At 67.5% G+C, this 23,421-nt stretch carries 21 protein-coding genes; 11 read left to right on the forward strand and 10 right to left on the reverse strand.

Annotated elements, in window-relative coordinates:
* Positions 1-22: 22 nt before the first annotated feature.
* The 3 genes from GBB76_RS18360 to GBB76_RS18370 are packed head-to-tail and all read right to left on the reverse strand — an operon-like array spanning position 23 to position 2,519.
* On the reverse strand, positions 23-895 hold the full coding sequence (locus tag GBB76_RS18360; RefSeq protein WP_152304647.1) for a TrmB family transcriptional regulator: 873 nt from the start codon (positions 893-895) through the stop codon (positions 23-25).
* Between the two features lie 35 nt (positions 896-930).
* The gene (locus tag GBB76_RS18365; protein ID WP_152304648.1) at positions 931-2,292 is read right to left on the reverse strand and encodes an acetyl/propionyl/methylcrotonyl-CoA carboxylase subunit alpha; all 1,362 of its coding nucleotides are present in this window, start codon (positions 2,290-2,292) and stop codon (positions 931-933) included.
* 5 nt (positions 2,293-2,297) lie between these two features.
* Positions 2,298-2,519, reverse strand: coding sequence for a biotin/lipoyl-binding carrier protein (locus GBB76_RS18370; RefSeq protein WP_152304649.1), 222 nt, complete (start codon positions 2,517-2,519; stop codon positions 2,298-2,300).
* A 95-nt stretch (positions 2,520-2,614) separates the two neighbouring features.
* Here GBB76_RS18370 and GBB76_RS18375 point away from each other — a divergent pair, with 95 nt between their 5' ends.
* The 8 genes from GBB76_RS18375 to GBB76_RS18410 all read left to right on the forward strand — a co-directional run bounded on the left by GBB76_RS18375 (position 2,615) and on the right by GBB76_RS18410 (position 12,513).
* Entirely contained in the window at positions 2,615-3,445 is an 831-nt protein-coding gene (locus GBB76_RS18375) for a MaoC family dehydratase N-terminal domain-containing protein (protein ID WP_152304650.1), read from the forward strand.
* Positions 3,442-4,317, forward strand: a complete 876-nt coding sequence (locus GBB76_RS18380) for an alpha/beta fold hydrolase (RefSeq protein WP_162375666.1) — start codon at positions 3,442-3,444, stop codon at positions 4,315-4,317. Before GBB76_RS18375 ends, GBB76_RS18380 begins: the two co-directional genes overlap by 4 nt.
* Positions 4,314-5,078, forward strand: a complete 765-nt coding sequence (locus tag GBB76_RS18385; protein ID WP_152304652.1) for an SDR family NAD(P)-dependent oxidoreductase — start codon at positions 4,314-4,316, stop codon at positions 5,076-5,078. The genes GBB76_RS18380 and GBB76_RS18385 overlap by 4 nt, the downstream gene beginning before the upstream one ends.
* A 134-nt stretch (positions 5,079-5,212) precedes the next feature.
* A complete protein-coding gene (locus GBB76_RS18390) occupies positions 5,213-8,140 on the forward strand; it encodes a molybdopterin oxidoreductase family protein (RefSeq protein ID WP_152304653.1) in 2,928 nt (975 codons plus the stop codon).
* Positions 8,137-8,871: a 4Fe-4S dicluster domain-containing protein gene (locus GBB76_RS18395; protein WP_152304654.1), complete on the forward strand. Its 735-nt coding sequence runs from the start codon at positions 8,137-8,139 to the stop codon at positions 8,869-8,871. The genes GBB76_RS18390 and GBB76_RS18395 overlap by 4 nt, the downstream gene beginning before the upstream one ends.
* A 5-nt stretch (positions 8,872-8,876) precedes the next feature.
* Complete coding sequence (locus tag GBB76_RS18400) at positions 8,877-9,815, forward strand: DmsC/YnfH family molybdoenzyme membrane anchor subunit (RefSeq protein WP_152304655.1); 939 nt, start codon at positions 8,877-8,879, stop codon at positions 9,813-9,815.
* Positions 9,812-11,578, forward strand: a complete 1,767-nt coding sequence (locus GBB76_RS18405; protein ID WP_152304656.1) for a SulP family inorganic anion transporter — start codon at positions 9,812-9,814, stop codon at positions 11,576-11,578. Before GBB76_RS18400 ends, GBB76_RS18405 begins: the two co-directional genes overlap by 4 nt.
* A 44-nt stretch (positions 11,579-11,622) precedes the next feature.
* Complete coding sequence (locus GBB76_RS18410) at positions 11,623-12,513, forward strand: LysR family transcriptional regulator (protein WP_152304657.1); 891 nt, start codon at positions 11,623-11,625, stop codon at positions 12,511-12,513.
* Between the two features lie 19 nt (positions 12,514-12,532).
* On the opposite strand, the gene GBB76_RS18415 is transcribed toward GBB76_RS18410, so the two are convergent.
* From GBB76_RS18415 to GBB76_RS18440, 6 genes are all read right to left on the reverse strand, one after another.
* Complete coding sequence (locus GBB76_RS18415) at positions 12,533-13,036, reverse strand: isoprenylcysteine carboxyl methyltransferase family protein (protein ID WP_152304658.1); 504 nt, start codon at positions 13,034-13,036, stop codon at positions 12,533-12,535.
* A gap of 13 nt (positions 13,037-13,049) precedes the next feature.
* On the reverse strand, positions 13,050-14,141 hold the full coding sequence (locus tag GBB76_RS18420; RefSeq protein WP_371717121.1) for a type III polyketide synthase: 1,092 nt from the start codon (positions 14,139-14,141) through the stop codon (positions 13,050-13,052).
* A 496-nt stretch (positions 14,142-14,637) separates the two neighbouring features.
* Positions 14,638-15,612 (reverse strand): tripartite tricarboxylate transporter substrate binding protein, encoded by a 975-nt coding sequence (locus tag GBB76_RS18425; RefSeq protein ID WP_162375668.1) that lies wholly within the window; start codon positions 15,610-15,612, stop codon positions 14,638-14,640.
* Positions 15,613-15,714: 102 nt separating this feature from the next.
* Positions 15,715-16,479: a GntR family transcriptional regulator gene (locus GBB76_RS18430; RefSeq protein WP_152304660.1), complete on the reverse strand. Its 765-nt coding sequence runs from the start codon at positions 16,477-16,479 to the stop codon at positions 15,715-15,717.
* 95 nt (positions 16,480-16,574) lie between these two features.
* Complete coding sequence (locus GBB76_RS18435; protein WP_152304661.1) at positions 16,575-17,978, reverse strand: MmgE/PrpD family protein; 1,404 nt, start codon at positions 17,976-17,978, stop codon at positions 16,575-16,577.
* Between the two features lies 1 nt (position 17,979).
* Positions 17,980-18,792, reverse strand: a complete 813-nt coding sequence (locus GBB76_RS18440; RefSeq protein WP_152304662.1) for a phosphosulfolactate synthase — start codon at positions 18,790-18,792, stop codon at positions 17,980-17,982.
* A gap of 109 nt (positions 18,793-18,901) precedes the next feature.
* On the opposite strand from GBB76_RS18440, the gene GBB76_RS18445 reads away from it, so the two are divergent.
* From GBB76_RS18445 to GBB76_RS18455, 3 genes are read left to right on the forward strand one after another with little or no spacing between them, the layout of a single operon-like run.
* Positions 18,902-19,975: an ornithine cyclodeaminase family protein gene (locus tag GBB76_RS18445; protein WP_202911130.1), complete on the forward strand. Its 1,074-nt coding sequence runs from the start codon at positions 18,902-18,904 to the stop codon at positions 19,973-19,975.
* A 24-nt stretch (positions 19,976-19,999) separates the two neighbouring features.
* Positions 20,000-20,497, forward strand: coding sequence for a tripartite tricarboxylate transporter TctB family protein (locus tag GBB76_RS18450; protein WP_152304663.1), 498 nt, complete (start codon positions 20,000-20,002; stop codon positions 20,495-20,497).
* Between the two features lie 34 nt (positions 20,498-20,531).
* Positions 20,532-22,019: a tripartite tricarboxylate transporter permease gene (locus GBB76_RS18455; protein WP_152304664.1), complete on the forward strand. Its 1,488-nt coding sequence runs from the start codon at positions 20,532-20,534 to the stop codon at positions 22,017-22,019.
* Between the two features lie 110 nt (positions 22,020-22,129).
* Here GBB76_RS18455 and GBB76_RS18460 read toward each other — a convergent pair whose 3' ends face one another.
* Positions 22,130-23,194 carry a LysR family transcriptional regulator gene (locus GBB76_RS18460; protein WP_152304665.1) on the reverse strand — a complete coding sequence of 355 codons (1,065 nt, stop codon included), beginning with the start codon at positions 23,192-23,194 and terminating at the stop codon, positions 22,130-22,132.
* Between the last annotated feature and the right edge of the window lie 227 nt (positions 23,195-23,421).

Raw genomic sequence — 23,421 nt, forward strand, 5'->3', positions numbered from 1 at the left:
CGCCGGGCTGCCGGCGCCGGCCTCAGGCGAGCCCGGTGCGCTTCTTGAAGGATGCGGCCTGTTCCGGCGAAAAGCAGGCGAGCCGCAGATCCCGGAGATAGGGGCCGAACGCCTCGTCGATCTGCGCGCCGAAGCGGGCGAAGATCTCGGCCATGTAATAGTCGTGGCGAACCAGCGATTCCGCGAGATTGACGATCGGCCGGTTGCGCGTGTGGGAGGCGACGACTTCCGCCTCCACCGCCGCCGTCAGCGTCTCGACATGGTCGATGGACAGCGTGAACAGGTTGTCCGTCGTGCCCATGCGCACGCCGTTGCCCTCGTGGATGTAGACGCGGCAGGTGGGGCCGAAGCGGAACTCGTCCGCATTCGGCCCGAACATCACGATGAAGATGTCGATCCCGCGCTCGGCCGCCTTGCGCAGAACCTCGGTGTGGCGGCGCAGCACCGAGTCGCTCGCCTTGATCCAGATCGAGGTGCGGCTTCCCTCTATCAGGGCATCGATCTTGCTGTGGACGCTGACCTCGCCGTGCAGTGTCCAGACATACTGGTCGTCGGCCGAGGGCGACAACGCCTCCAGGCGCTCGGCCAGATCCGTGCAGAGCGTGCGGGTCTGGTTCGACAGCGCCGCCAGGAAGTCGCGCGGCGGCGATGCCACGTAGCGCACCGGGTTCTCGCTGACCGGGAGCACGGCGCCGCGCTGCGCCAGTGCCTCCAGCGAGTGGTAGGTGTTGGGGCGGGGGACGTTCGCTCCCTTGGAGATTTCGTAGGCGGTCGACGGCGGCATGCGCAGCAGCTGGACGTAGATCTTCCCCTCGGATTCCGTAAATCCAAGACGCCTCAGATCGGCGAGGAAATCATCCGTGTCGTTTGCCGCTATCGCCAGCTTGCCTGCCAACTGCCCTCTCCATTGATACGAGCCGTCCACCCGCCTCAGGCGGCGAGAAGCCGCGAACGGTGGGCGTCGATGAAGCCCGTATGCACGTCGCCGGCCACGAAGTCCTCATCCGCCAGACAGGCCAGCAGGAAATGAAGGTTGTTGCGGATTCCGTCAATGCGAAACGCCCGCAGCGCCTCCGTCGCCCGCTGCCGGGCGGCCGCGCGGGTGTCGCCCCAGGCGACCACCTTGGCGATCATCGGATCGTAGAACGGCGTCACCGCGTCGCCCTCGCGATAGCCGCTGTCGATGCGCACATGCACCATGTCCGTCGGCGGCCGGAATACGGTGAGCGGCCCCGGCGACGGCATGAACATCTTGGCCGGATCCTCCGCATAGAGGCGGCACTCGATGGCATGGCCGTTGGCGACGATGCTCTCTTGCGCGAGGGCGGGCAGCGTCCCCCGGGCGAGTTCGATCTGCATCGAGACGAGATCGCTCCCGGTGATCATCTCGGTCACCGGATGCTCGACCTGAATGCGGGTGTTCATCTCCAGGAAGAAGAACTCGAAGCTGAGAGCGTCGACGATGAACTCGACGGTGCCGGCGCCGCTGTAGCGGGTCGTCTGGCACAGCGTCACCGCCGCCTCCGCCATGCGCCGGGCGACCTCGGGCGGCAGGCCCGGCGCGCGCGCTTCCTCGATCACCTTCTGGAAGCGGCGCTGCAGCGAGCAGTCGCGCTCGAAAAGATGGATCGCCCGGCCGTCGCCGAACCCGAACACCTGTATTTCGATATGCCGCGCCTTGGGCACGAAGCGTTCGAGAAACACCGCCCCGTTGCCGAAGGACTTCTGCGCCATCGACTGCGTGGCGACGACCACGTCCTCGAGCTTCTCGGGACCATCGACGCGGCGCATGCCGATGCCACCGCCGCCGCCGGCGGCCTTCACCAGCAAGGGATAGCCCACGGCCTCCGCCGCTGCGGCCAGCCCGTCGAGATCGCCGGGCTCGAAGCGGCGGCTGCCGGGAACCACGGGGACGCCGGCATCCTCAGCGATCTGCCGGGCGCGCTGCTTGTCGCCCATCTGCTGAATCGTCAGCGGGGCCGGACCGATCCAGGTCAGGCCGGCATCGATGACGCTCTGCGCGAAGCCGCTGTTCTCGGAAAGAAACCCATAGCCCGGGTGGATCGCGTCCGCGCCCGTTGCGCGTGCCGCTTCCAGCACCTTGTCGACGCGCAGATAGCTCTCGCGCGCCGCCGCCGGCCCGATGGCGACCGCCTCGTCGGCGGCCTGCATATGCGCGCTCGACGCGTCCGCCTCGGAATAGACGGCCACGCTGGACAGGCCGAGCGCCCGGCACGAGCGAAAGATGCGGCAGGCGATCTCGCCCCGGTTGGCGACAAGAACCTTCCTCATCGCGGTCAGACCTCGATACGGGCGACGACGGTGCCTTCAGTCACCGTGTCGCCTTCCGCGACGAGGATTTCGACGATGGTGCCTTCTTCCGGCGCCATGACCGGAATTTCCATCTTCATCGATTCCAGGATCAGGATGGTGTCGTCCTCGCCCACCGTGTCGCCGACGGCCTTCTCGATCTTCCAGACATTGCCGGTGATCTCCGTTTTGACGTCGATCTTCACCATTGCTTTCCTCCTTGGCACCGTGTTCGGCATTGACGCCCATTCTAAGGTGCGCCAATAGTTGTTGCAATGACAACTACGATAAATCGGAGGGCAAAATGCAGGGACTCGACGCGTGGATCGGCCGGACCGAGACCGCCACGGCGCGGCTGGATGGCTGGCCGCTCTCCGGGCTTCGCGCGGCGCTCGACGACCCGCGACCGGCAGAAGAGGGCGCCGCGCTGCCGCCGACCGCGCACTGGCTCTATTTCCAGCCGCTGGCCCCGCAGTCGCGCCTCGGCGAGGACGGGCACCCCGAGCGCGGTGGCTTCCTGCCGCCGATCGAGCTGCCCCGGCGCATGTGGGCGGCGAGCGAGATGACCTATCATCGCCCGCTGTGCGTCGGCGATCTGGTGGAGAAGCGCTCGCGCATCGCCGGCGCGAACATCAAGCAGGGGCGGACCGGCGCGCTGGCCTTCGTCACCGTCGAGCACGCCTATCTGGCGGGCGGCATGCTGCTGCTCTCCGAGAAGCAGACGCTGGTCTACCGCGACGCCCCCGCGCCGGACGAGCCGCCGCCGCCGCCCCAGCCGGCGCCCGAGGGCGCGCTCTGGTCGCATGCCGTCACGCCGGACACGCGTATGCTGTTCCGCTATTCCGCCGTCACCTTCAACGCCCACCGGATTCATTATGACGACCCGTATGCGCGGCAGGTGGAGGGCTATCCCGGGCTGGTCGTCCACGGCCAGTTGACCGCGACGCTGCTGCTCGACGCCTTCATGCGGGAGAAGCCCGCCACGCGCATCGGCGGGTTCAGCTTCCGGGCGATGCGGCCGACCTTCGCCGGCATGGCGATCCATCTCGAGGGCGCGCCGGACGGCGAGGGGTTCCGTCTCTGGGCGCGTGGTGCCGACGGCGCGATCATCGTGGAGGGGCGCGTACAGCCGTGACGCCGCCGGAAGCCGCCGCTTTCATCGACATCGCCGACGCACGCGCAACACGCAGCCTCACCGGAACCGCCGGCGAGGAGATCGTGTGGCGCCGCTTCGGTCACGGCCCACCTCTGGTTCTGCTGCATGGCGGCTTCGGCAGCTGGCTGCACTGGCTGCCGGTGGTCGCGCTTCTGGAGCCGCATTTCCAGCTGATGATCCCGGACATGCCCGGCTTCGGCGGCTCGGCGCCGATTCCGGTCGGCACGACTCCCGGACGGCTGGCCGAGCAGCTCGCAGCGGGGCTGGATGCGCTGTTGCCTTCCGGGTCCCGCCTCGACCTTGCGGGCTTCTCCTTCGGCGGGCTGGTCGCCACGCATCTTGCGAAGCGGCTCGACGGGCGCGTCGGCACGCTGGCGCTGGTCGCCGGCGGAGGGCTGGGGGCGGAGCGCGATCCGGTCGACCTGCGCGGCCGCCGCCCGGACATGAGCGAGGACGAGCGCCGGGAGGTCGCCGCGCACAATCTGCGCGCCTTCATGATTGCCGACGCCACCCGCGTCGATGCGCTGGCGGTGGAGATCCAGCAGCGCAACACGAGCCGGCGCCCCGGCCTCGTCAGCCGCGATTTCTCGCGAAGCCGGACGGCGCTCGCCCTTCTGCCGGAACTCGATGCGCGGGTCGCCGCGATCTGGGGCACGCAGGACCCCACCGTCGGCGGGCGTCTCGCCGATCGCCGCCGCGCGGTGGAGGCCGCCGCCCGCAGCGCCATGACGGCGGAACTGCCGGGATGCGGCCACTGGATCATGCAGGAGCGACCGGCGGAACTCGCCGCCTTCCTGATCGACGCCATGAAGCCGGATCAGCCGGCGGGACAAAAGGGATGGAACACATGACGGACACTCGCGAACTGGCAGGCCGCGTCGCCCTGGTGACGGGCGCGGCGCGCAATATCGGCCGCGCCATCGCCGTAGCGCTGGCGCAGGGCGGTGCCCGGGTTGTGGTGCATGCCCGCTCCTCGGTGGAGGCCGCCAATCAGACCGTCGAGCTCTGCCGCGCCGCCAATGGTGGCGGATCGGAGGCCGCCTTCGCCCATTTCGCCGACCTGACCGATCCCGACGCGGTGCGGGGGCTGTTCGACGAGGTGGAGACCCGCTTCGGCGGGCTCGACATCCTCGTCCACAATGCGGCGGAACGCGCCGACGGACCGTTCGACACCATCTCCTATGCCGACTGGCGCCGCATACTCGGCAGCATCCTCGACAGCGCCTTCCTCTGCGATCAGGCGGCGCTGCCCCTGCTCCGGCGCAGCGAGGCGGCGAGCATCGTCCATATTGGCGGGGTTGCCGCCCATGTCGGGGTGCGCCATCGCGCCCATGTCTCCGCCGCCAAGGCCGGCGTCGTGGGGCTGACCCGCGCGCTTGCCGCCGATCTCGCCGCCGAGCGCATCACCGTCAACTGCATCTCGCCGGCGCAGATGGACACCGAGCGCAAGGGCGAGCTTCCCGAGCATTTCCGCCAGCGCCCGATCCCGCTCGGCCGGCCCGGCGAACCGGCGGAACTTGCCGGTCTCGTGCGTTTCCTGACCGGGCCTTCGGGGCGCTTCATCACCGGGCAGACCATCCATCTGAACGGCGGTTGGCACATGGGCCAGTAGACCGCGCGCAGCGTGCGGGGGCGGGGATGAATCGACGGCAGACTGCCTATGCCTATCGACCGATCTAAAATCGCGATCAATGCGATCTAAATCACATATTAGACCAATGAAAGACTGGGGCTCACAGTTCTCCCATGAGCCAGCACCCTGTTCGCGGCGCCAACTCCGCCCCCTCCCAGCAATCTCTCCGCTCTCCCCATGCGCCCGATGAAGGCGACGGCGTCGAGACGTCGCCGGTCATCGGCGACAGCGTCGCCAAGACCACCTGCTACATGTGCGCCTGCCGTTGCGGCATCGAGGTGCATGTGCGCGACGGCGAGATCCGCTACATCAACGGAAACAAGGACCATCCGGTCAATCGCGGCGTGCTGTGCGGCAAGGGCAGCGCCGGCATCATGCAGCATTACAGCCCGGCGCGGCTGCGCAAGCCGCTGCTGCGCACCGGCCCGCGCGGCTCCGGCCAGTTCCGCGAGATCGAATGGGAGGAGGCGCTGTCCATCGCGACCGAGCGCCTCGGCCATATTCGCCGCACCGATCCCAAGAAGCTCGCCTTTTTCACCGGCCGCGACCAGTCGCAGTCGCTGACGGGCTGGTGGGCGTCCAAGTTCGGTACCCCGAATTTCGCCGCCCATGGCGGCTTCTGCTCGGTGAACATGGCCACCGCCGGGCTCTACACGGTGGGCGGCGCCTTCTGGGAGTTCGGCGAGCCGGATTGGGAGAACGCCAAATATTTCATGCTGTTCGGCGTCGCCGAGGATCATGATTCCAATCCCATCAAGATCGGGCTGGGCCGGCTGAAGGCGCGCGGCGCCAAGTTCGTCTCGGTCAATCCCTGCCGTACCGGCTACAACGCCATTGCCGATGAATGGGTCGGCATCCGGCCCGGCACCGACGGCCTGTTCGTCCTCGCGATTATCCACGAGCTGCTGCGCGCGGGACGCGTGGACATCGACTATCTCGTGCGTTTCACCAACGCGCCGGTCCTCGTCGTCAAGAAGCCCGGCGATGCGCAGGACGGCCTGTTCCTGCGCGACGAGCAGGGCCGGCCGCTCGCCTGGGACCGGGAGCGAGGCGTCCCGGTGCCGCTCGACGATCCGCAATTGGTACCGGCGCTCACCGGCGCGTTCGAGATCGACGGCACGCCCTGCGTTCCGGTCTTCCAGCTTCTCGCCGAGCGCTATCTCGACCCGTCCTATGCGCCCGAGGCTGTGGCCGAGCGCTGCGGCCTGCCGGCGCAGGACATATGCCGCATCGCGGCCGAACTGGCCCATGTCGCCTTCGAGGAGGCGTTCGAACTGCCGGTTCCCTGGACCGACACCGCCGGCCGCCACCACGCCACCATGCGCGGCCGGCCGGTGGCGATGCATGCGATGCGCGGCATTTCTGCCCATTCCAACGGCTTCCAGACCTGCCGCGCCATTCATCTCTTGCAGGTGCTGCTCGGTACGGTGGATGTGCCGGGCGGCTGGCGGTTCAAGCCTCCCTTCCCCAAATCGGCGCCTCCCGGGCCGAAGCCGGCCGGCAAGGATGGCGGCAAGCCGATGACGCCGCTGGCCGGCATGCCGCTCGGCTTCGTCACCGCGCCCGAAGACCTGCTGGTCGACGAGGCGGGCCGCCCCATTCGCATCGACAAGGCCTATTCCTGGGAGGCCCCGCTCGCTTCCCACGGCATGATGCACACCGTCATCCGCAACGCATGGAAGGGCGACCCGTACCCCATCGACACGCTGATGATGTACATGGCCAACATGGCCTGGAACTCGTCGATGAATACCGCCGAGACCATGACCATGCTGACCGACACGGATGGCGAGGGGAATTACCGCATCCCCTTCATCATCTATTCGGACGCCTATTTCTCCGAGACCGTGCCGTTCGCCGACCTCGTCCTGCCGGATACGACCTATCTGGAGCGGCACGACTGCATCAGCCTGCTCGACCGCCCGATCAGCCATGCCGACGGGCCGGGCGATGCCATCCGCCATCCGGTCGTGCAGCCCGACCGCGACGTGCGCCCTTTCCAGAGCGTGCTGATCGAGCTTGGGGCCCGGCTGGGGCTTCCCGGCTTCGTCAAGGAGGACGGCTCGCCGGCCTATCGCGACTATGCCGACTACATCGTCAACCATGAGCGCACGCCCGGCATCGGCCCGCTCGCCGGCTGGCGCGGCAGCGCGGGGGACACGTTCGGGCGCGGCGCCAGCAACCCGTCCCAGCTCGACCGCTACATCGCCAATGGCGGCTTCTGGCACCACACGCTCGATGTCGACCAGCGCTATTACAAGATGGCCAACCGCTCCTACCTGGCGTTCGCCCAGACGATGGGGTTCGTCCCCAAGGTCGAGCCGGTGGTTTTCCAGCTCTATTCCGAGCCGTTGCAGCGCTTCCGCCTCGCCGCGCGCGGGCACGGCGCGGTGCAGCCGCCCGAGAGCGAGCGGGCGCGCATCGAGGCGCATATGGACCCGCTGCCCTACTGGTATCCGCCCTTCGAGGAAACGCTGATCGACACGGCGCGCTACCCGCTGCACGCACTGACCCAGCGGCCCATGCACATGTACCATTCCTGGGGCTCGCAGAACGCGTGGCTGCGCCAGATCACCAGCCAGAACCGGCTCTTCGTCCACCGCGACCTCGGCGCCGAGCTTGGCCTCGCCGATGACGACTGGGTCTGGATCGAAAGCGTCAACGGGCGCGTCAAGGGTCAGGTCCGTCTGGTCGAGGGCGTCGAGCGCAACACGGTGTGGACCTGGAACGCCATCGGCAAGCGCCGTGGCTCCTGGGCGTTGAAGGATGATGCCGCCGAGAGCAATCGGGGCTTCCTGCTCAACCACGCCATCGGCGATCTGCTGCCCGCCGATGCCAGCGGCAAGCGCTACTCCAATTCCGATCCTGTCACCGGACAGGCCGCGTGGTTCGACCTGCGCGTGCGCATCACCCGGTGCGCCGAGGGCGAGGCCGCCCAGACCGAGCCGCGCTTCGCCGCGCTGCCGCTACCGCCGGGAATGCCGCCGGCACCGGAGAAGAGCAGCTTCGGCCGCCAGTTCAGGAAGGTGTTCGCGCGATGACCTGTATTCCCGCGACGACCGAGAAGAGCCTCGGCCTCGTCATCGATCTCGACACTTGCGTCGGCTGCCAGGCCTGCGTGACCTCCTGCAAGGAGTGGAACACAGGCGGCCACATGGCTCCGCTGACCGACCTGCAACCCTATGGCGGGGGCGCCGACGGGGTCTGGTTCAACCGCGTGCACACCTATGAGCACGAGACCGCGCAGGGAAGCCGGACGGTGCACTTCCCGCGTTCCTGCCTGCATTGCGCGGAGCCGGCCTGTGTCAGCGTCTGCCCGACCGGCGCCTCCTACAAGCGCGTCTCCGACGGCATCGTGCTGGTCGACGAGGACAAATGCATCGGCTGCAAGCTGTGCAGCTGGGCCTGCCCCTATGGCGCGCGCGAGTTCGACGTCGATGTCGGCGTGATGAAGAAATGCACGCTTTGCGTCGACCGCATCTACAACGAGAACCTGCGCGAGGAAGATCGCGTGCCCGCCTGCGTCGCCGCGTGCCCCACCGGGGCCCGCCATTTCGGCGACCTTGCCGATCCCGCCTCGCCGGTCTCGCGACTGGTCGAGGACCGCGGCGGCGTCGCGCTGATGCCCGAACTCGGCTACGCGCCCGTCAACCGCTACCTGCCGCCCCGCGCCCGCACCGACCGCGCGCCGTCGATCGCCGCCCGCCCGCTTGAGAATGCGGCCGCGGAAGGCGGCTTCCTCGGCTGGGTCGACCGCCTTCTGTCGCGATAGATCACATGCACCCCGCTTATTCCGTCATCTTCTTTACCACCGCCACCGGAGCGGGCTACGGCCTGCTGGCGCTGCTCGGCCTGATGGCGCTGTCTGGCGTGGCGCCACCCGATATCGGGCTCGGCCTCGTCGGCATCGGGCTGGCGATGGCGCTCATCGGCGCCGGCCTGCTCTCCTCGACCGGGCATCTCGGGCGGCCGGAACGCGCCTGGCGCGCCTTCTCGCAATGGCGAACCTCCTGGCTGTCGCGGGAGGGCGTGTGCGCCGTCGCCACCTTCGTGCCCGCCGTCCTGCTCGGCTTCGGCTGGGTGGTGCTCGGCCGCACCGATGGATGGGTGAGCGTCATCGGCGGCCTTGCGGCGGCGAGCGCGGTTGTCACCATCGGCTGCACGGCGATGATCTACGGCTCGCTCAAGCCGGTCGCCCAATGGCACAGCCGCTTCACGCTGCCGGCCTATCTTCTCTTCGCCGCCATGAGCGGGCTGACCCTGCTGAACGCCGTGCTGCAATTCTTCGGTCAGGCGGGCAGCGGCTGGAGCCTTGCCGCCATCGCCGTCACCCTCGCCGGGTGGGGGTGGAAGCGCGCCACCTGGCGCCATGACGACGCGGCCGGGCTTCCGGCCACGGTGAACTCGGCCACCGGACTTGAGTGTGGCTCGGTGCGTACCGTCGAATGGCCGCATACGGAGGAAAACTATCTTCTGAAGGAGATGGGGTTCCGCGTCGCCCGCAAGCATCGGGACCGGCTGCGCCTCGTCGCGCAGCTTCTGGCCTTTCTGCTGCCGTCGATACTGCTGGCGCTCGCTTTGCTCCCGCATGCGGGCGTGGCGGTCGTCGCCTCGCTGATCGCGGCGGCCGCGCAGCTCGCCGGGCTGCTGGTCGAACGCTGGCTGTTTTTCGCCGATGCCCGGCACACGGTGATGCTCTATTACGGGCGGTCATGATCCGAGCTCACCTGGCGTCGCTGCTGTCGCCAAAGACATTGCCGGCCGATGCGCTTGCCGGGCTTCTGGGAGCGGTATTGTCGCTGCCCCAGAGCATCGCCTTCGCCATGCTGGCGGGGCTCCCGCCCGAATACGGGATCTACACGGCGATCGTGCCCTGCATCATCGCCGCCCTGTTCGGTTCGAGCCGGCACGTGGTGTCCGGCCCGACCAACGCGAATTCGCTGGCGCTGCTCGCCGCCCTCGCGCCGCTGGCGGCTCCGGGGAGTCCGGAATTCATTGCGCTCGCGCTGGCGGTGACCGGCCTTGTCGGCGTCATGCAGCTGACGCTCGGTGCCTTCCGGCTGGGCTGGGTGACGGACTTCATCGCTCCCGCCGTGCTCACCGGCTTCATCAGCGGCGCCGCGATCCTGATCGGCCTCTACGCGCTTCCCGACGCGCTGGGCCTCTCGCTCAGCGAACGGCACGGGGTCGCGGGCACGATCTCCGCCATCGCGCACGGCATCGGTGCGACCAATCCGAGCGCACTGGCCATCGCCGCCCTGACGCTCGCCGTCACCCTCGTCGGGAGGCGGATCTCGGGCAAGCTGCCTTTCATGCTGATCGGCATCCTCGCCGGCTATGGTGCCAGCGAACTGATCGTGACCCTGCCCGGCATGCCCGAAGTCGCGCGGGTCGGTGCGCTTCCCTCGGTACTGCCGCCGCTCTCGCTGCCGCTGATTCCGATCGACCGGCTGCCGGAACTGGTGTCGATCGCCGGGGCGCTGTCCATCGTGGCCCTCGGCCAGTCGGTGTCGATCGCCAAGGCGCTGGCGCGCCGGTCGGGGGACCATGTCGACGTCGACCGTGAGTTCATCGGCCAGGGACTGTCGAATGTCGTCGGCTGCTTCTTCTCCTCCTATGTGTCCTGCGGCTCGCTGAACCGGTCGCTGCCGAACTATCTGGCGGGCGCGCGCACGCCGATGGCGGCGGTGCTCTCGGCGGTGTTCCTGGTGGGGCTGGTCTTCGCGACCCGGCCGGTGCTGGAGCGCCTGCCCATGCCGGCGATCGCGGCGCTGCTGATCTACATCGCCTACGGCCTCATCGACCTGCGCCGCTTCGAGCATCTGTTGCGGGTGAGCCGGGCGGAGTTCGTGGTGGCGCTGGTCACGCTGGCCGGCATCCTCGTCCTGCCCTTCCAGGACGCGATCCTGATCGGTGGCGGCCTGTCGCTGGCCGTCTATCTTCGGCGCACGGCCCACCCGGCCGTGCGTACCCTGCTGCCCGATCCGCGCTCGCCGGCGCACACCTTCGTCCCCATCGAGGAGTTGCCGGGCTCGCCCGCCGAGTGCCCGCAGCTCAGGCTCGTGCGTATCGAGGGTTCGATCTATTTCGGCGCCGCCGGCAATGTGATGCGCCGCCTGCAGGCCCTGCGCGCCGGGTCAGGCCAGAAGCACATGCTGGCCATGGTCAAGAGCATGAACTTCATCGACCTGGCCGGCGCCGAGGTGCTGGAGCACGAACTGGCGATGCGGCGGGCGGGGGGCGGGGATCTCTATTTCCACCGCCCCCGGGGATCGGTGCGGGAGATGTGGAGACGGACCGGATTCGACGAGCGGCTGGGCGCGGGACACGTCTTCGAGTCCAAAACCACCGCCATTTCCGTCATCTATCAGCATCTCGATCGCGACATCTGCGCGACCTGCACGGTGCGACTGTTTCGCGAATGCCGGCGGCAGGACGGTTCCGGCGGGGATGAGACCGCGCATATATCTTCCGCATAGATCGGTCGGCGCGCTATGATCGCGCGCAAAGATCAGACGGCGACATGACTCTCGACCAACTTCGCATCTTCGTGGCCGTGGCCGAACGGCAGCACGTCACCCAGGCGGCGCGTGCGCTCAATCTCGCCCAATCGGCGGCGAGCCACGCCATCGCCGCGCTCGAAGGACAGCACAACACCCGGCTGTTCAACCGCATCGGCCGCAATATCGAGCTGACGGAGGCGGGGACCGCCTTTCTGGCCGAGGCCCGTGCGGTTCTCGCCCGCGCCGAACGGGCCGAGCTGACCCTCGCCGAGTTCGGTACGCTGGTGCGCGGCACCTTGTCGGTGCAGGCGAGCCACACCATCGCCAGCTATTGGCTGCCGCGCTATCTCGTGGACTTCCGCCGCGCCCATCCGGGCATCGAGATCCGCCTCACGGTGGGCAACACCACCCAGGTTGCGGCGGCTGTCGAGAGCGGAACGGCGGAACTTGGCTTCGTCGAGGCCGCCGTCGACAATGACCACTTCACCGACATTCCGGTAGCGCGTGACCAGCTCATCGTGCTCGTGCACCCGAGCCATCCCTGGGCCGACCGCGACGAGATCGCGCCCGCCGAATTGCTGGAAAGCGAATGGGTGCTGCGCGAGCCGGGGTCGGGCACGCGCTCGGTGTTCGAGGAGGCCATGCGCCCCCATTGCCGGGCCGGTGCCGGGCTGCGTATCGTCATGGAGCTGCCCTCCAACGAGGCGGTGCGCGCGGCGGTGGAGGCAGGAATGGGCGCAACGGCGCTGTCCGCCTCCGTGGCCGCGCCGAGCCTGGAAGCCGGGCTGTTGCGGCAGGTGCGCTTCCGGCTACCGGAACGTGAATTCCACCTGCTGCATCATCGCAGCCGCGCGCCCAGCCGCGTGGCGGCGGCGCTCATCGACCTGATCGTCCACACGCACCGGACCTAGCCGGGGGCGCCCGCCGACCTCATTCCGGCAGCGGGGTTGCGCCGATGCCGAGCGCGGCATTCTCGGCGCGGATGCGCACGTAGAGCAGGATCGCGTTCAGCACGGAGAAGACGACGGCATAGCCGACGAGCCCGAACATCAGCGGCAGCACGGCGATCTCGCCGGCGACCACGACATAGTTCGGGTGCGACAGGAAGCGGTAGGGGCCTCGCCGGACCAGAGGGGCCTGCGGCAGCACGATGATGCGGGTGGTCCAGCGCCTACCCAGAGATGCGAGCACCCAGAACCGCAGGCCCTGCAGCAGGATATAGGCGACCAGCAGCGCAAGGCTCACCGGCCGCCCCGGCGCCAGCCACCACAGGCCGGCGAGCCAGAGCGCGTGCAGCGCCACCATGTAGCGGTAATGCTCGAAGGCGGCTTCCCGCGCGCCCTCCGCAAGCAGGCGCGCGGTGTTGTGCGCCGACAGCACGAGTTCGCCGAGGCGCTGCGCCGTGACGAGGCCGAGAATGAGGATGACCTCCATCGCCCGTCTCCGCTCAGGCCGCCTGCGCGAGGGAGAGGCAGGAGGCGGTGAACCCCGGCCCCATCGTCACCAGCGCGGCACGCTCCGGCAGGCCGTGGGCGATCGCCCGCTCAAGGATGAACAGCACCGTCGGCGCCGACATGTTGCCGAAATCGGCCAGCACGCCGCGCTCATGGTCGAGCGAGCCCTGGTCGAGGCCGAAGGCGCGCTCGATCGCGGCGACGACCTTGGTGCCGCCGGGATGGCAGACGAAACGGCCGACATCCTCCGGAGCGAGACCCATGCGGCCGAGAATGCCGGTCACGGCGGGCTTCAGGTTGGTCGCCGCGAAAGAGGGGACATTGGGTTCCAGAATGACCCCGAAGCCGACGGGATCGATGCTCCAGCCCATGATGCCCAGCGTATCGGGCCACAGGTGCTCGCCGGCTCCCTCGACGAGGGCGATCCCCCGCTCGCCGGTGCGCAGCACGCAGGCGGCGGCGCCGTCGCCGAAGAGGGCGGTGGAGATCAGATGCGCCTTGTCGGGCCGGTCGAGACGAAAGGCGAGCGAGCTCAGTTCGACCGTCACCATCAGCACCGTCGATCCCGGGCGCGCCTGCGCGAGCCGGGAGGCGATGGCGAGCCCGGTGACGCCGCCGGCACAGCCAAGGCCGAACACCGGCACGCGCTCGATATCGGCGCGGAAACCCATGCGGGAGTGGACAACGGCGTCGAGGCTCGGCGTCGCGATCCCGCTGCTGGAGACGAAGACGACGCTGTCGACATCCCCGGCCGAACAGCCGGCGAGGGTGAGCGCCCGGTTCGCGACCTCGACGAAAAGATCTCCGCCGGCCTCCATGTAGACCGCCGTACGCTCCGACCAGCCGCGAGGCTCGAGATACCAGTCGAGCGGCCGGGCCGCATGGCGTTTGCGAATGCCGGTGCTGGCGAAGATGCCGGCCATGGTTTCGGATCGGCTGAAGATCTCGGAGAAGAACCGATGCATGGTCGCGGCGACGTCCGGTTGATGGAGCACATGCTCGGGAACCGCCGTAGCCAGTGAAAGCAGCCCGGGGGACGGGGTCTCGCCGGGCGTTTCGCGCTGCGGCCGGACTCTCTGCGGCACGGGTGCAGAAGATGGCGTCTCTCTTATTGCGAACATGATGTTGATCTCTGTACACGCCACTCAATCGGATTGATTGATGGTCGACGCATCTCTAGGAGAGATAATTGCCTGTTCTAATAATAAACTCGGCAATGACGTGAGAGGTGTGATTTTTACGCGGGGTAATTTATCGATAATGTGCACTGCCTTCAGACAAGATAGTGCGATATTATCTTTGATAAATTGAATATTGATTTGAAATTGTCATACGAATGTATGCCGATACTTGACGTCATCGGCCATTCTTGCGCCATGTTGCGCGTTCCGCGATGCGGTGCGGTGCGTTGAAACGCCTGCGGCCGGCTACCTTGTCGGCAGCCGGCGCCAATCCGCGATTTGCTTCTGGTTCCCGACGATGCCGCGCCCGACATGCGGACCGGCTACGCCGTCGGGTTGGCGTTTTCCGGGGCCCTTTGCCCGGCGGTCCTGTCGGAGCCGCCGGGAAACGGTTTCGCGCTCAGTTCTGCGTGACGCCGAACTGCTTCAGGAAGCCTTCCTGCTCCTTGACGAAGTTCGCCATGAACACCCGGTAGTCGGCCTGGCTCATATAGCCGGCCACCAGAGCGTCCGCCTTGTATTCCTTCTGGAATTCAGGATTGGCGAGGATGGCCTGCACGGCCTTCTCCAGCTTGGCGATGGTCGCGGGCGGCACGCCCTTGGGCGCCGCGAGGCCACGGAACTTGCGGATCACGTCCTTGTCGAGACCCTGCTCCTGGATCGTCGCCGCGTTCGGCAGCGCCGCGAGGCGGTCGGGGTAATAGACGCCGAGCACCTTCACCTTGCCGGCCTCGATGTAGCTGTTGAGTTCCTGCAACTCGCCGACGCCGAGATCGACGCTGCCGCCGAGCACGTTGATCAGCAGCGCGGCGCCATCATCCTGCGGGATGACCGTCGCCTTGGCGTCGCTGGCGCTGTTGATCCGCTCGAGGATCTGGCGCTCCAGCGAGCCGGCGGTGGAACCGCCCCAGCGGGCCTTGCCGGGATTGGCCTTCGACCATTCCACGGCGTCCTTCATCGTGTTGAAGGGGCTGCTGGACAGCGCGTAGATGATCTCCGGGTCGAAGAACACGTTCACCGCGTAGTCGATATCCTTGTAGGTGACGGGCGGCGCGCTTAGCAGCGACGTCGTGACGTGCGTCGGTGTCGTCGCGTAGAAGACGGAGCCGTCCGGCTTCGCCTTGGCAAGCTGCGCCATGGCCTTGGCACCGCTGCCGCCGGCCCAGTAGTCGACGACGAAATTGATGCCCATCTCCTCGCTCAGCGCCTTGCTGAGCTTGCGCAGGAAGAGGTCGGAGCCCGAGCCGGGCTTCGAATGGGTCGTGAGCGTGACGGTCGTGACGGGGTAGTCGTACTTGTTGGTCTGCGCGGTGGCGCTTCCCGCGGCAAGCACGGCGAGGGCTGCGGCGAACCCCAATGCGATCTTCGAAGGCATGCGTCTCTCCCTTGGCTTTTGTGAGTGCATCGCGTTTGCCGCGATTTATATCTTATATAAGACGTAGATTAGCGCGCGGATCAACTCGTCCGGCCTCGAACGTCAGGTCAGTTCGACGACATATTCGTGAGCGTCGGTCAGGCAGCGGCTCACGCGCCACTCGACATACTGGCCGTCGATAGCCTCGGCGATACGGTCGACCTCCAGAACCGGCGTACCGGCCGCAACATTCAGCAGCGCGCTGTCCTTGCCGGAAGCGGGGATAGCCGTCAGCCGCTCCATGACCTTGACCACCAGCACGCGGTAGCGGCGTTCGATGATGCCATAGGTCGTCTCCGGCAGAAGCTCGCGGTAGAGGTCCGCCAGCCCCGGGAACAGATAGGACGGCTGGGCCACCCGCTCGACGATCTTGGGCACGCCGCCGAAGCTGCGCAGCCGCACCGAGCGCACCACTTCGCGCTGGTCGGCCGGCATCTTCAGCCGCGCATGTTCCTCATCGGTGGCGGCCGCCGTCTCGATCGAAACGAAGGCGGTGGCCGGCGGTTCCATCGTCTCGCCGGCCTTCGGCAGAACGCGGAAGAAATGATAGGTGCTGTGCCGCATCGACGAGGCATTGACGAAGGTGCCCTTGCCCTGCTGCCGCACCAGGATGTTCTGCGCCGCCATCTCGTCGAGCGCCTTGCGGACCGTGCCCTGATGCACGCTGTACTCGGCCGCCAGCCGCATCTCGCTCGGAAGCAGCTCGCCCGGTCCCCACTCGCCCTTGATGACGCGCGCGATGAGCAGATTCCTGATCTGCGCATAGAGCGGCATCGACTCCGGCAGGAGACCGGGTGGCTGGCGGGTGGGCGAGGCAGGCTGGTTCATGCGACGTCCGCAATTTCCATGTCGTCAGATTCGGCGTGACGGTGGTGTCATAGCATCCTCCTTCGATCTTGCGGACGCGCATGGGCGCGCAGGCGTCAGACCCGGAACCGGCCGAGCATGCCCATGTCGGGGCATTCCGGCAGGTCGAGGCAGAAGCGCAGGAGATCGTCGGCGAATTGCGGCGGGAGCCCGCCATAGGCGACGTTGCCGCGCGCCTTGGCGACGAGTTCGTCGCGGGTCAGCGGCTCGCGGGCGCCACCACGGAAATGCGGCTGGCGGTATTCGACGACGCGGCCATCGTCCAGCGTGACCTTGATGTGGCCGCTGTAATTGCGCGGGTACTCGTTGTTGGGATCGATGACGTAGCGGATCTTGCCCGCGAGAGCGAGAATGCGCTCGTCCTTCGCCTTGGCGTCGGTGAACTGCTCCAGCCCGGCATCGCCGTCGAAATAGCCGACCGCCATGCAGAAGGGCATGCTGAACTTCGCGGCATAGCCGGAAGGCGGGCGGTGCTTCACCGCCAGCGGCTCCCACAGCCGGTCGACCAGCCCTTCGCCGGTCTCGCACTCGATGGAGACGATGCGCTCGGGCGCGATGCCTTCCTCGCGGAAGCGGATCATGCAGTCGATGAAGGGATGGATCATCGTTCCGCAGGCATAGGGCTTGAAGGCGATCTTCTCCATCAGCCATTCCTCGCCGAGCCCCTTGAGCAGCGGCTCGTAATTCGGCTTGGCGTCGCGGCCGAACACCTTGAAGATGTTGCGGGCGCCCTCGAAGACGGTGCGCGGCCCGAAATAGCCGGAACGGCCGAGCAGCGCGGCGCGGTAGCCGGACTGGGCGGCCCAACCCGGATGAATGCGCTTGGTCCAGGCGCCCTCGGTCAGGAACTCGCCAATGCCGGAGGCGAAGCTGCCGGAAATGCCGAAGGCGAGGGTGAGCTGGCGCGCGTCGAGGCCGAGCGCGACGCCCGCGCCGGCGGTCGCACCGAGCGCCCCGATAATCCCCACCGGATGGAAGCCGGCCTTGTGGATGGCGCCCGGCACCACATGGTTGAAGCGGCACACCATCTCCATGCCGGCGATCATGCCGCGCAGGGCGTCCTCGCCGGAACGGTGGAAGCGCTCGGTGGCGGCCAGTACCGCCGGCAGCACCATGGCGCCGACCCGGATGGGCGCGCCTTCGAGCGTGTCGTCGAAATCCTCGCCATGGGTCGCGGTGCCGTTGATGAGCGCGGCGCCGGCCGCGTCGAGCGGGCGGGCATGGCCGATGGCGGTGCATTCGCCTTCGCCGTCCCAGCCCGCCATCAGCGAGGCGATGTAGTCGGTGTTGCGCGCGGCGACGCACAGGCCGGTCATGTCGATCAGGTCGTTGGTCGCCATTTCCACCGCCTTCGCACCCATGTCCTTGAGCGAGAGGCGGGTGAGGACGGCGGAGATGCTCTCGGCGAGCGCGGTACCCTGGAAACCGACGGCGTCGTCGGTTGCTGCGTTGTGCGACATGTCAGTTGTTCTCCAGGCTGCCGACGAGGCCGAAAATGTGACGCCCGCGGATACCCCGGCGGGCCAGTTCGAGTTCGATCACCTGATGGTCGTCGACATCGAGATTGACGCTGTTGCCAAGGGTGCTGACGTACCATTTCTGGGCGGCGCCATCCTTGGCCTGGAAGATCAGGTCCTTGATGTCGAAGCGGGCGGCGATGTTGAGGATGACGTCCCAGCGGCTGTCCTCGACGTCCTCGCTGATGCCGTCGGCCTGCACCAGCACCTTCCAGGCGCCGGCCTTCTGATAGGCCTCGATCTGCCGGGCGATGTAGGAAATGCTCTTGGTCCAGTCCTCGGCGCCCTTCTGGCCGGCCTCGGCAACGACCTTGAGGCCGGCGTCGCGCGCCATGCCGATCAGCCGGCACTTGTCGTCGAGCGACATGGCGACCTGGGCGCTGGAAACCTCGACGGCATCGGCGCCGAACGCCTTGACCTCGGCGTAGAAACGCCGCGAGACGCCCTGCATGAAGGCCGCCTCGGTGATGTCGCCGGCGAAGAAGACCGAGATCCCGGCCTCCTTCAGCAGGGCGACCTTGCGGCGGATGAACTCCGGCCGCATCAGCCGGTAGGTGCCCATGCCGAACTTGAAGAAGTCGATATGGTCGCCCGCCGACTCGATGAGGTCGGTGGCGCGCCCGAGCCCCATGCCGCGGTCCGCGACGATGGTCAGCCCGCTCTCGCGCGGTCGCGCCGGGCGCGGGGCCATGCGCACGAAGGAGAAGGCGAAGGGATCGGATTCCGCCGGGGGCGGCGGATTTTTCTTATTCGGCATTTCTCTCCCCGAGGACTTGTGTCGTCACTCATGTCTTATATAAGATAGAACAGTCGTGCAAGAGACGCGATGGGAGCGCCGATGGCGTTCACCGCTGGGAGGAAGTGGTTTGCTGGTTCTGTCCAACGAGGACGCGGAGCGTCTTCTGTCGATGGGCGAGTGCATGGACGCGCTCGCGACCGCCTATCGCGACGCGGCCGAAGGCACCGCGCTGAATGGGCGCCGGTCCGACATGCTGACGCGTACGGCGCGCGAGGATGCGGTGTACTGCCTGAAGCTGGTCGGCGGCGTCGTGCCGAGCCTGAAGGTCGGCTCGCTCCGGCTGAACTCCGACATTCTCACCTTTCCCGAAACCGACGGTCGCCGGCGCAAGGTGAAGGTCCCCGCCGCGCCGGGCAATCGCTGGGTCGGGCTGGTCCTGCTCTTCAGCACCGAGACCGGCGAGCCGCTGGCGATCTTCCCCGACGGCGTGGTCCAGCGCTTCCGGGTCGGTGGCGCGAGCGGGCTGGCCGTGCGCCACATGGCGCGGGAGGATGCGCGCATCGCCGCCATCATCGGTACCGGCTGGCAGGCCGGGGCGCAGGCGATGGCGGTTGCCGCCGCCCGTCCCATCGAGGAAATCCGCTGCTTCAGCCCCAATCCCGAAAGCCGCGCCCGTTTCGCGCAGGAGATGACGGCGCTTCTGGGCATCCGCGTCGTGCCGGCACAGACGGCGGAAGCCGCCGTTGCCGGCGCCGATATCGTGCTGTGCGCGACCAACAGCCTCCAGCCGGTGCTGCGCCGCGAATGGCTGGAGCCCGGCATGCATGTCGGCTCGATCCGTGACCGCGAGCTGCCGCCCGAGGTGCTCAAGGCGGTCGACCGCGTGATCATTCACGACCCGGACAATATGGGCAGCGATCATCTCGTGATCGCCCGCGGCGTCGAGTACCGGGAGGGCACCAAGGAGATCGTCGGCGATCCCGAACTGCTGGCACTGACGCGCTCGCCCTCGCTGGCCGAACTCGTCGCCGGCAAGGTGCCGGGCCGCGCCAGCCCGGACGAGATCACCTGTTTCCTCAACTATCACGGGGTCGGCTACCAGTTCGCGGCCACCGGCGCCGTGCTCTACGCCAAGGCGCTCGCCGCCGGGGCCGGGCACGCATTGCCTGGCGAATGGTTCACCGAGACAGTGCACCCCTGAGCGGGCAGCAAGAGGAGCCGAACCATGCGAAGCCGGCTGGCTAATTCGGGCGTCGGGCTGTGGACGGGTCTCGTCCTCCTCGCCTTCTCGATTGTTTACTGGACACAGGCCGACGCCCTTCCCCGCAGCTCGCTGGGCGGCTCCGTCGGCTCGGACGGGCTGCCCAAGCTGCTCGGCGGCGCGCTCGCGGTGATGTCGTGCCTGCTGATCGTCCAGTCGCTTTTGGCGCAGCCCGAGAAGCGGCAGCAGGAGCGCGATGACCTTCCCAGCCGCACGGAGTTCCTGCGGGCGCTCGGCTTCTGGAGCATCGCCGCCGGCTTCGTGCTGGCGCTGCCGTGGCTTGGCTATCCAGTCGCGGTGGCGGCCGTTCTGCTGACGATCGGGATGTATTACGGGCGGCGGCCCTCGCTGCGGCTGCTGGCCTTTGCACTCATCGGCGCCGCCATCTTCTTCCTTCTGTTCCACACGCTGCTCGGCGTGCCGGTGCCTTCCGGCATCTGGATGGACCTTCTCGCGCGCTGAGAAGTCCGCCGACAGACGCGCTTCGGAGTGAAGCATGCAGAATTTCCTCTACATGGTGGAAGCGATGGCTTCCCCATCCATCATCGTCGCCGCCTTTGCGGGGTGCCTGTGGGGTATGCTCGGGGGCTCGCTGCCGGGCATCAGCACCTCGATCGCCATGGCGCTGCTGCTGCCCTTCACCTTCGATCTCAACCCCTCGACGGCGATGGTGCTGCTGGCCTCGGTCTATGTCGGCGCCGAATATGGCGGCTCGATCCCGGCGATCCTGATCCGCACGCCGGCTTCCGGTTCGGCGGCCGCCACGGTGTTCGACGGCTACGAGATGCACCGGCAGGGGCGCAGCGGCGAGGCGCTCGGTCTGTCGCTGGTCGGCGGCACCATTGGCGGGCTTGTCGGCCTCGTCGTGCTCGCGACCGCGACCGAGACGGTGGCCCAGCTGGCGCTGCTGTTCACCCCGCCCGCCTATGCCGCGCTCGGCATTCTCGGCATCAGCGTGGTGGCGTCGGTATCGTCCGGCGCCATGGTCAAGGGCGTGATCGCCGGCATTCTCGGCCTGATGCTCGCGACCATCGGCACCGATCCGATCTCCGGCGTCGGCCGCTTCATCTACGGGCAGGCCGACCTTCTGGAAGGCATCAGCATCATTCTGATCATGATGGGCCTGTTCGCCCTGAGCGAGCAGATGATCCAGGCCGGGCAGCCGGACATGGCGACCAATCCCGAGGCGCGCCGCTCGACCCGCCTCGTGCTGCCGAGCCTCAAGACGCTGTGGCGCCTGCGCGTGCCGCAGGTCATCGCCTGGGTGCTGGGCCTGATCGAAGGTTTGATGCCGGGAGGGGGCGGCTCTGTTGCCTCCTTCATGTCCTATAACGAGGCCAAGCGCTGGTCGAAGGAGCCGGAGAAGTTCGGCCACGGCTCGGAAGAGGGCGTGATCGCCCCGGAGACCGCCAACAACGTCGTCGCCTCGACGGCGCTGATCCCGACGCTGAGCTTCGGTATTCCCGGCTCCAACTCGACCGCCGTGCTGCTGGGCGCGCTGCTGATCCACGGCCTCCAGCCGGGGCCGCTGCTGTTCGCCCGTCACCCGGAAGTCGTCTACGGGCTGTTCGGCGGCCTGTTCATCGCCAATTTCGCGATGCTGGCGCTGGGTGTGGTCCTGCTGTCGCCGATCATCTGGCTGGTGAACCAGCCCAAGCCCTTTCTGCAGGGCGGCATCTTCATCCTCATCATGTCCGGCGTCTATTCGGTGAACAACAGCACCTTCGACCTCGGGCTGGTGCTGGGAATCGGCATGCTCGGCTTCACCCTGCGCACGCTCGGCTTCCCGCTGCTGCCGATGGTGCTCGGCGCGGTGCTGGGGCCGATGATCGAGTCCAATTACCGGCGCTCGCTGATGATGGGCGGCGGCGACCTCTCCATCTTCGTGCGCGATCCGGTCAGCGCGGTACTGCTGGCGCTCGCCGTGCTGATGCTGGTGACGTCCTTCCTCCGCGAGATGCGGCACGGCGGCAAGACGGGATGAGGAACGGGCCGCCGCGCAGGCGTTCGAGCCGTGCTTTGGCGCCGATCGGGCGCTCGTTCAGGCGCGCGGCGTAGACGGCAAGCCCAACGACGAAAGGGCGGGATGCTGCCTTACGCCGCCGTCATGGTTCCATCGTGGGTGCTTTTCACGGCCCTTGCCCCGCCTGCCTTCACGGCGGCCAGCACGTTGCACACTCCGTTGTGCTCGACCAGCATGCCGCAGCTCGTGGCGAAATCCGGGCGCGGCAGCAGCCGGCTTTCGCCCAGTTCCATGTGAACGTCGATCAGGCAGTCGACAAAACGGCGGGCCAGCCTGAAGTCCGCCGCGCCGGGGCCGACCATGGCGGTGATCGGGTTGACGATGCGCATGAGGTCCGGGCGCAGCGCTCGCAGAGCGCCGGCCGCGAACAGCGGCTCCGCCGTATGGTCCAGCACGTAGCCGATGTTCCGGCCTGAAAGGATCAGGGCGAGCTGCGACTGAATCCCGAGCCCGATGTCGCCGGAGAAGGTGCCCGAGCGCGTGCGTTCGGGATGGTAATATTCGAGATGGCCGCGGTTGCAGTAGGAGGCGGCCTCGATGTCCGCCATGGTCAGTTCGTCATCCGGAACGGTGAACAGGGGGTGCCTGTCGCCGCAGCACATATAGCCCTGCTCGTCGAACAGATGCTGGTAGATGAGCTGGGGGTACTGCTCGTTCACCAGGCCGATGCCGACATGCACCATGCCGTCCGCGACCCGGCCCGTGAGCTGGAAACCCAGCATGACCTCCATGCGGAACCGCACATTGGGGTAGTATTGCGAGAAGCGGCGGATCGCCTCGTGAATGCGCGCCGAGGGGTTCTCGACGATGCCGTCCTGAATGCCGACGCAGAGTTCGTAGGCGACGCTCTGGTTGACGTTCGACGCCTTCTGCTTGAACGCCTCGATCGAGGCGAACAGTTCCTTGGCGGCCCGGTAGACCTCCTCGCCCTCGCGGAACAGCTTGAAGCCCTTCGGCCCGCGCCGGCACAGCCGCGTGCCGAGGCGAATTTCCAGCGTCTTGAGACTCTCGCTCAGGGTGGACTGCGAGAGATTGAGCGCCGCCTGCGCGGCGGTGAAGCTGCGCTCCTCGACGATCGTGCAGAAATAACGCAGCAGCTTCAGGTCCACATCGTAGATCTGGCTGAGGTTCGACATGGCCGGCCCTTTCTGACGTCGATTGCACGCGCGCCCCCTCGACAGGCGTCGTAGCAAATTGTGCGCCGCACCAGGATCCATCCCAAGTCCTTGACGCTTCGAGGGATCGGAGATGTCTATCGTTTAATCACCTAGGGAATAGTGCCTATCCATTAGTCGTTCGCGACAGGATTGCCCAATGCGGAGGCCGCGCCCACCAGAACATCGCTTGGGGTTTTGGCGATGGC

Source organism: Ancylobacter sp. TS-1 (assembly GCF_009223885.1).
GTDB lineage: Bacteria > Pseudomonadota > Alphaproteobacteria > Rhizobiales > Xanthobacteraceae > Ancylobacter.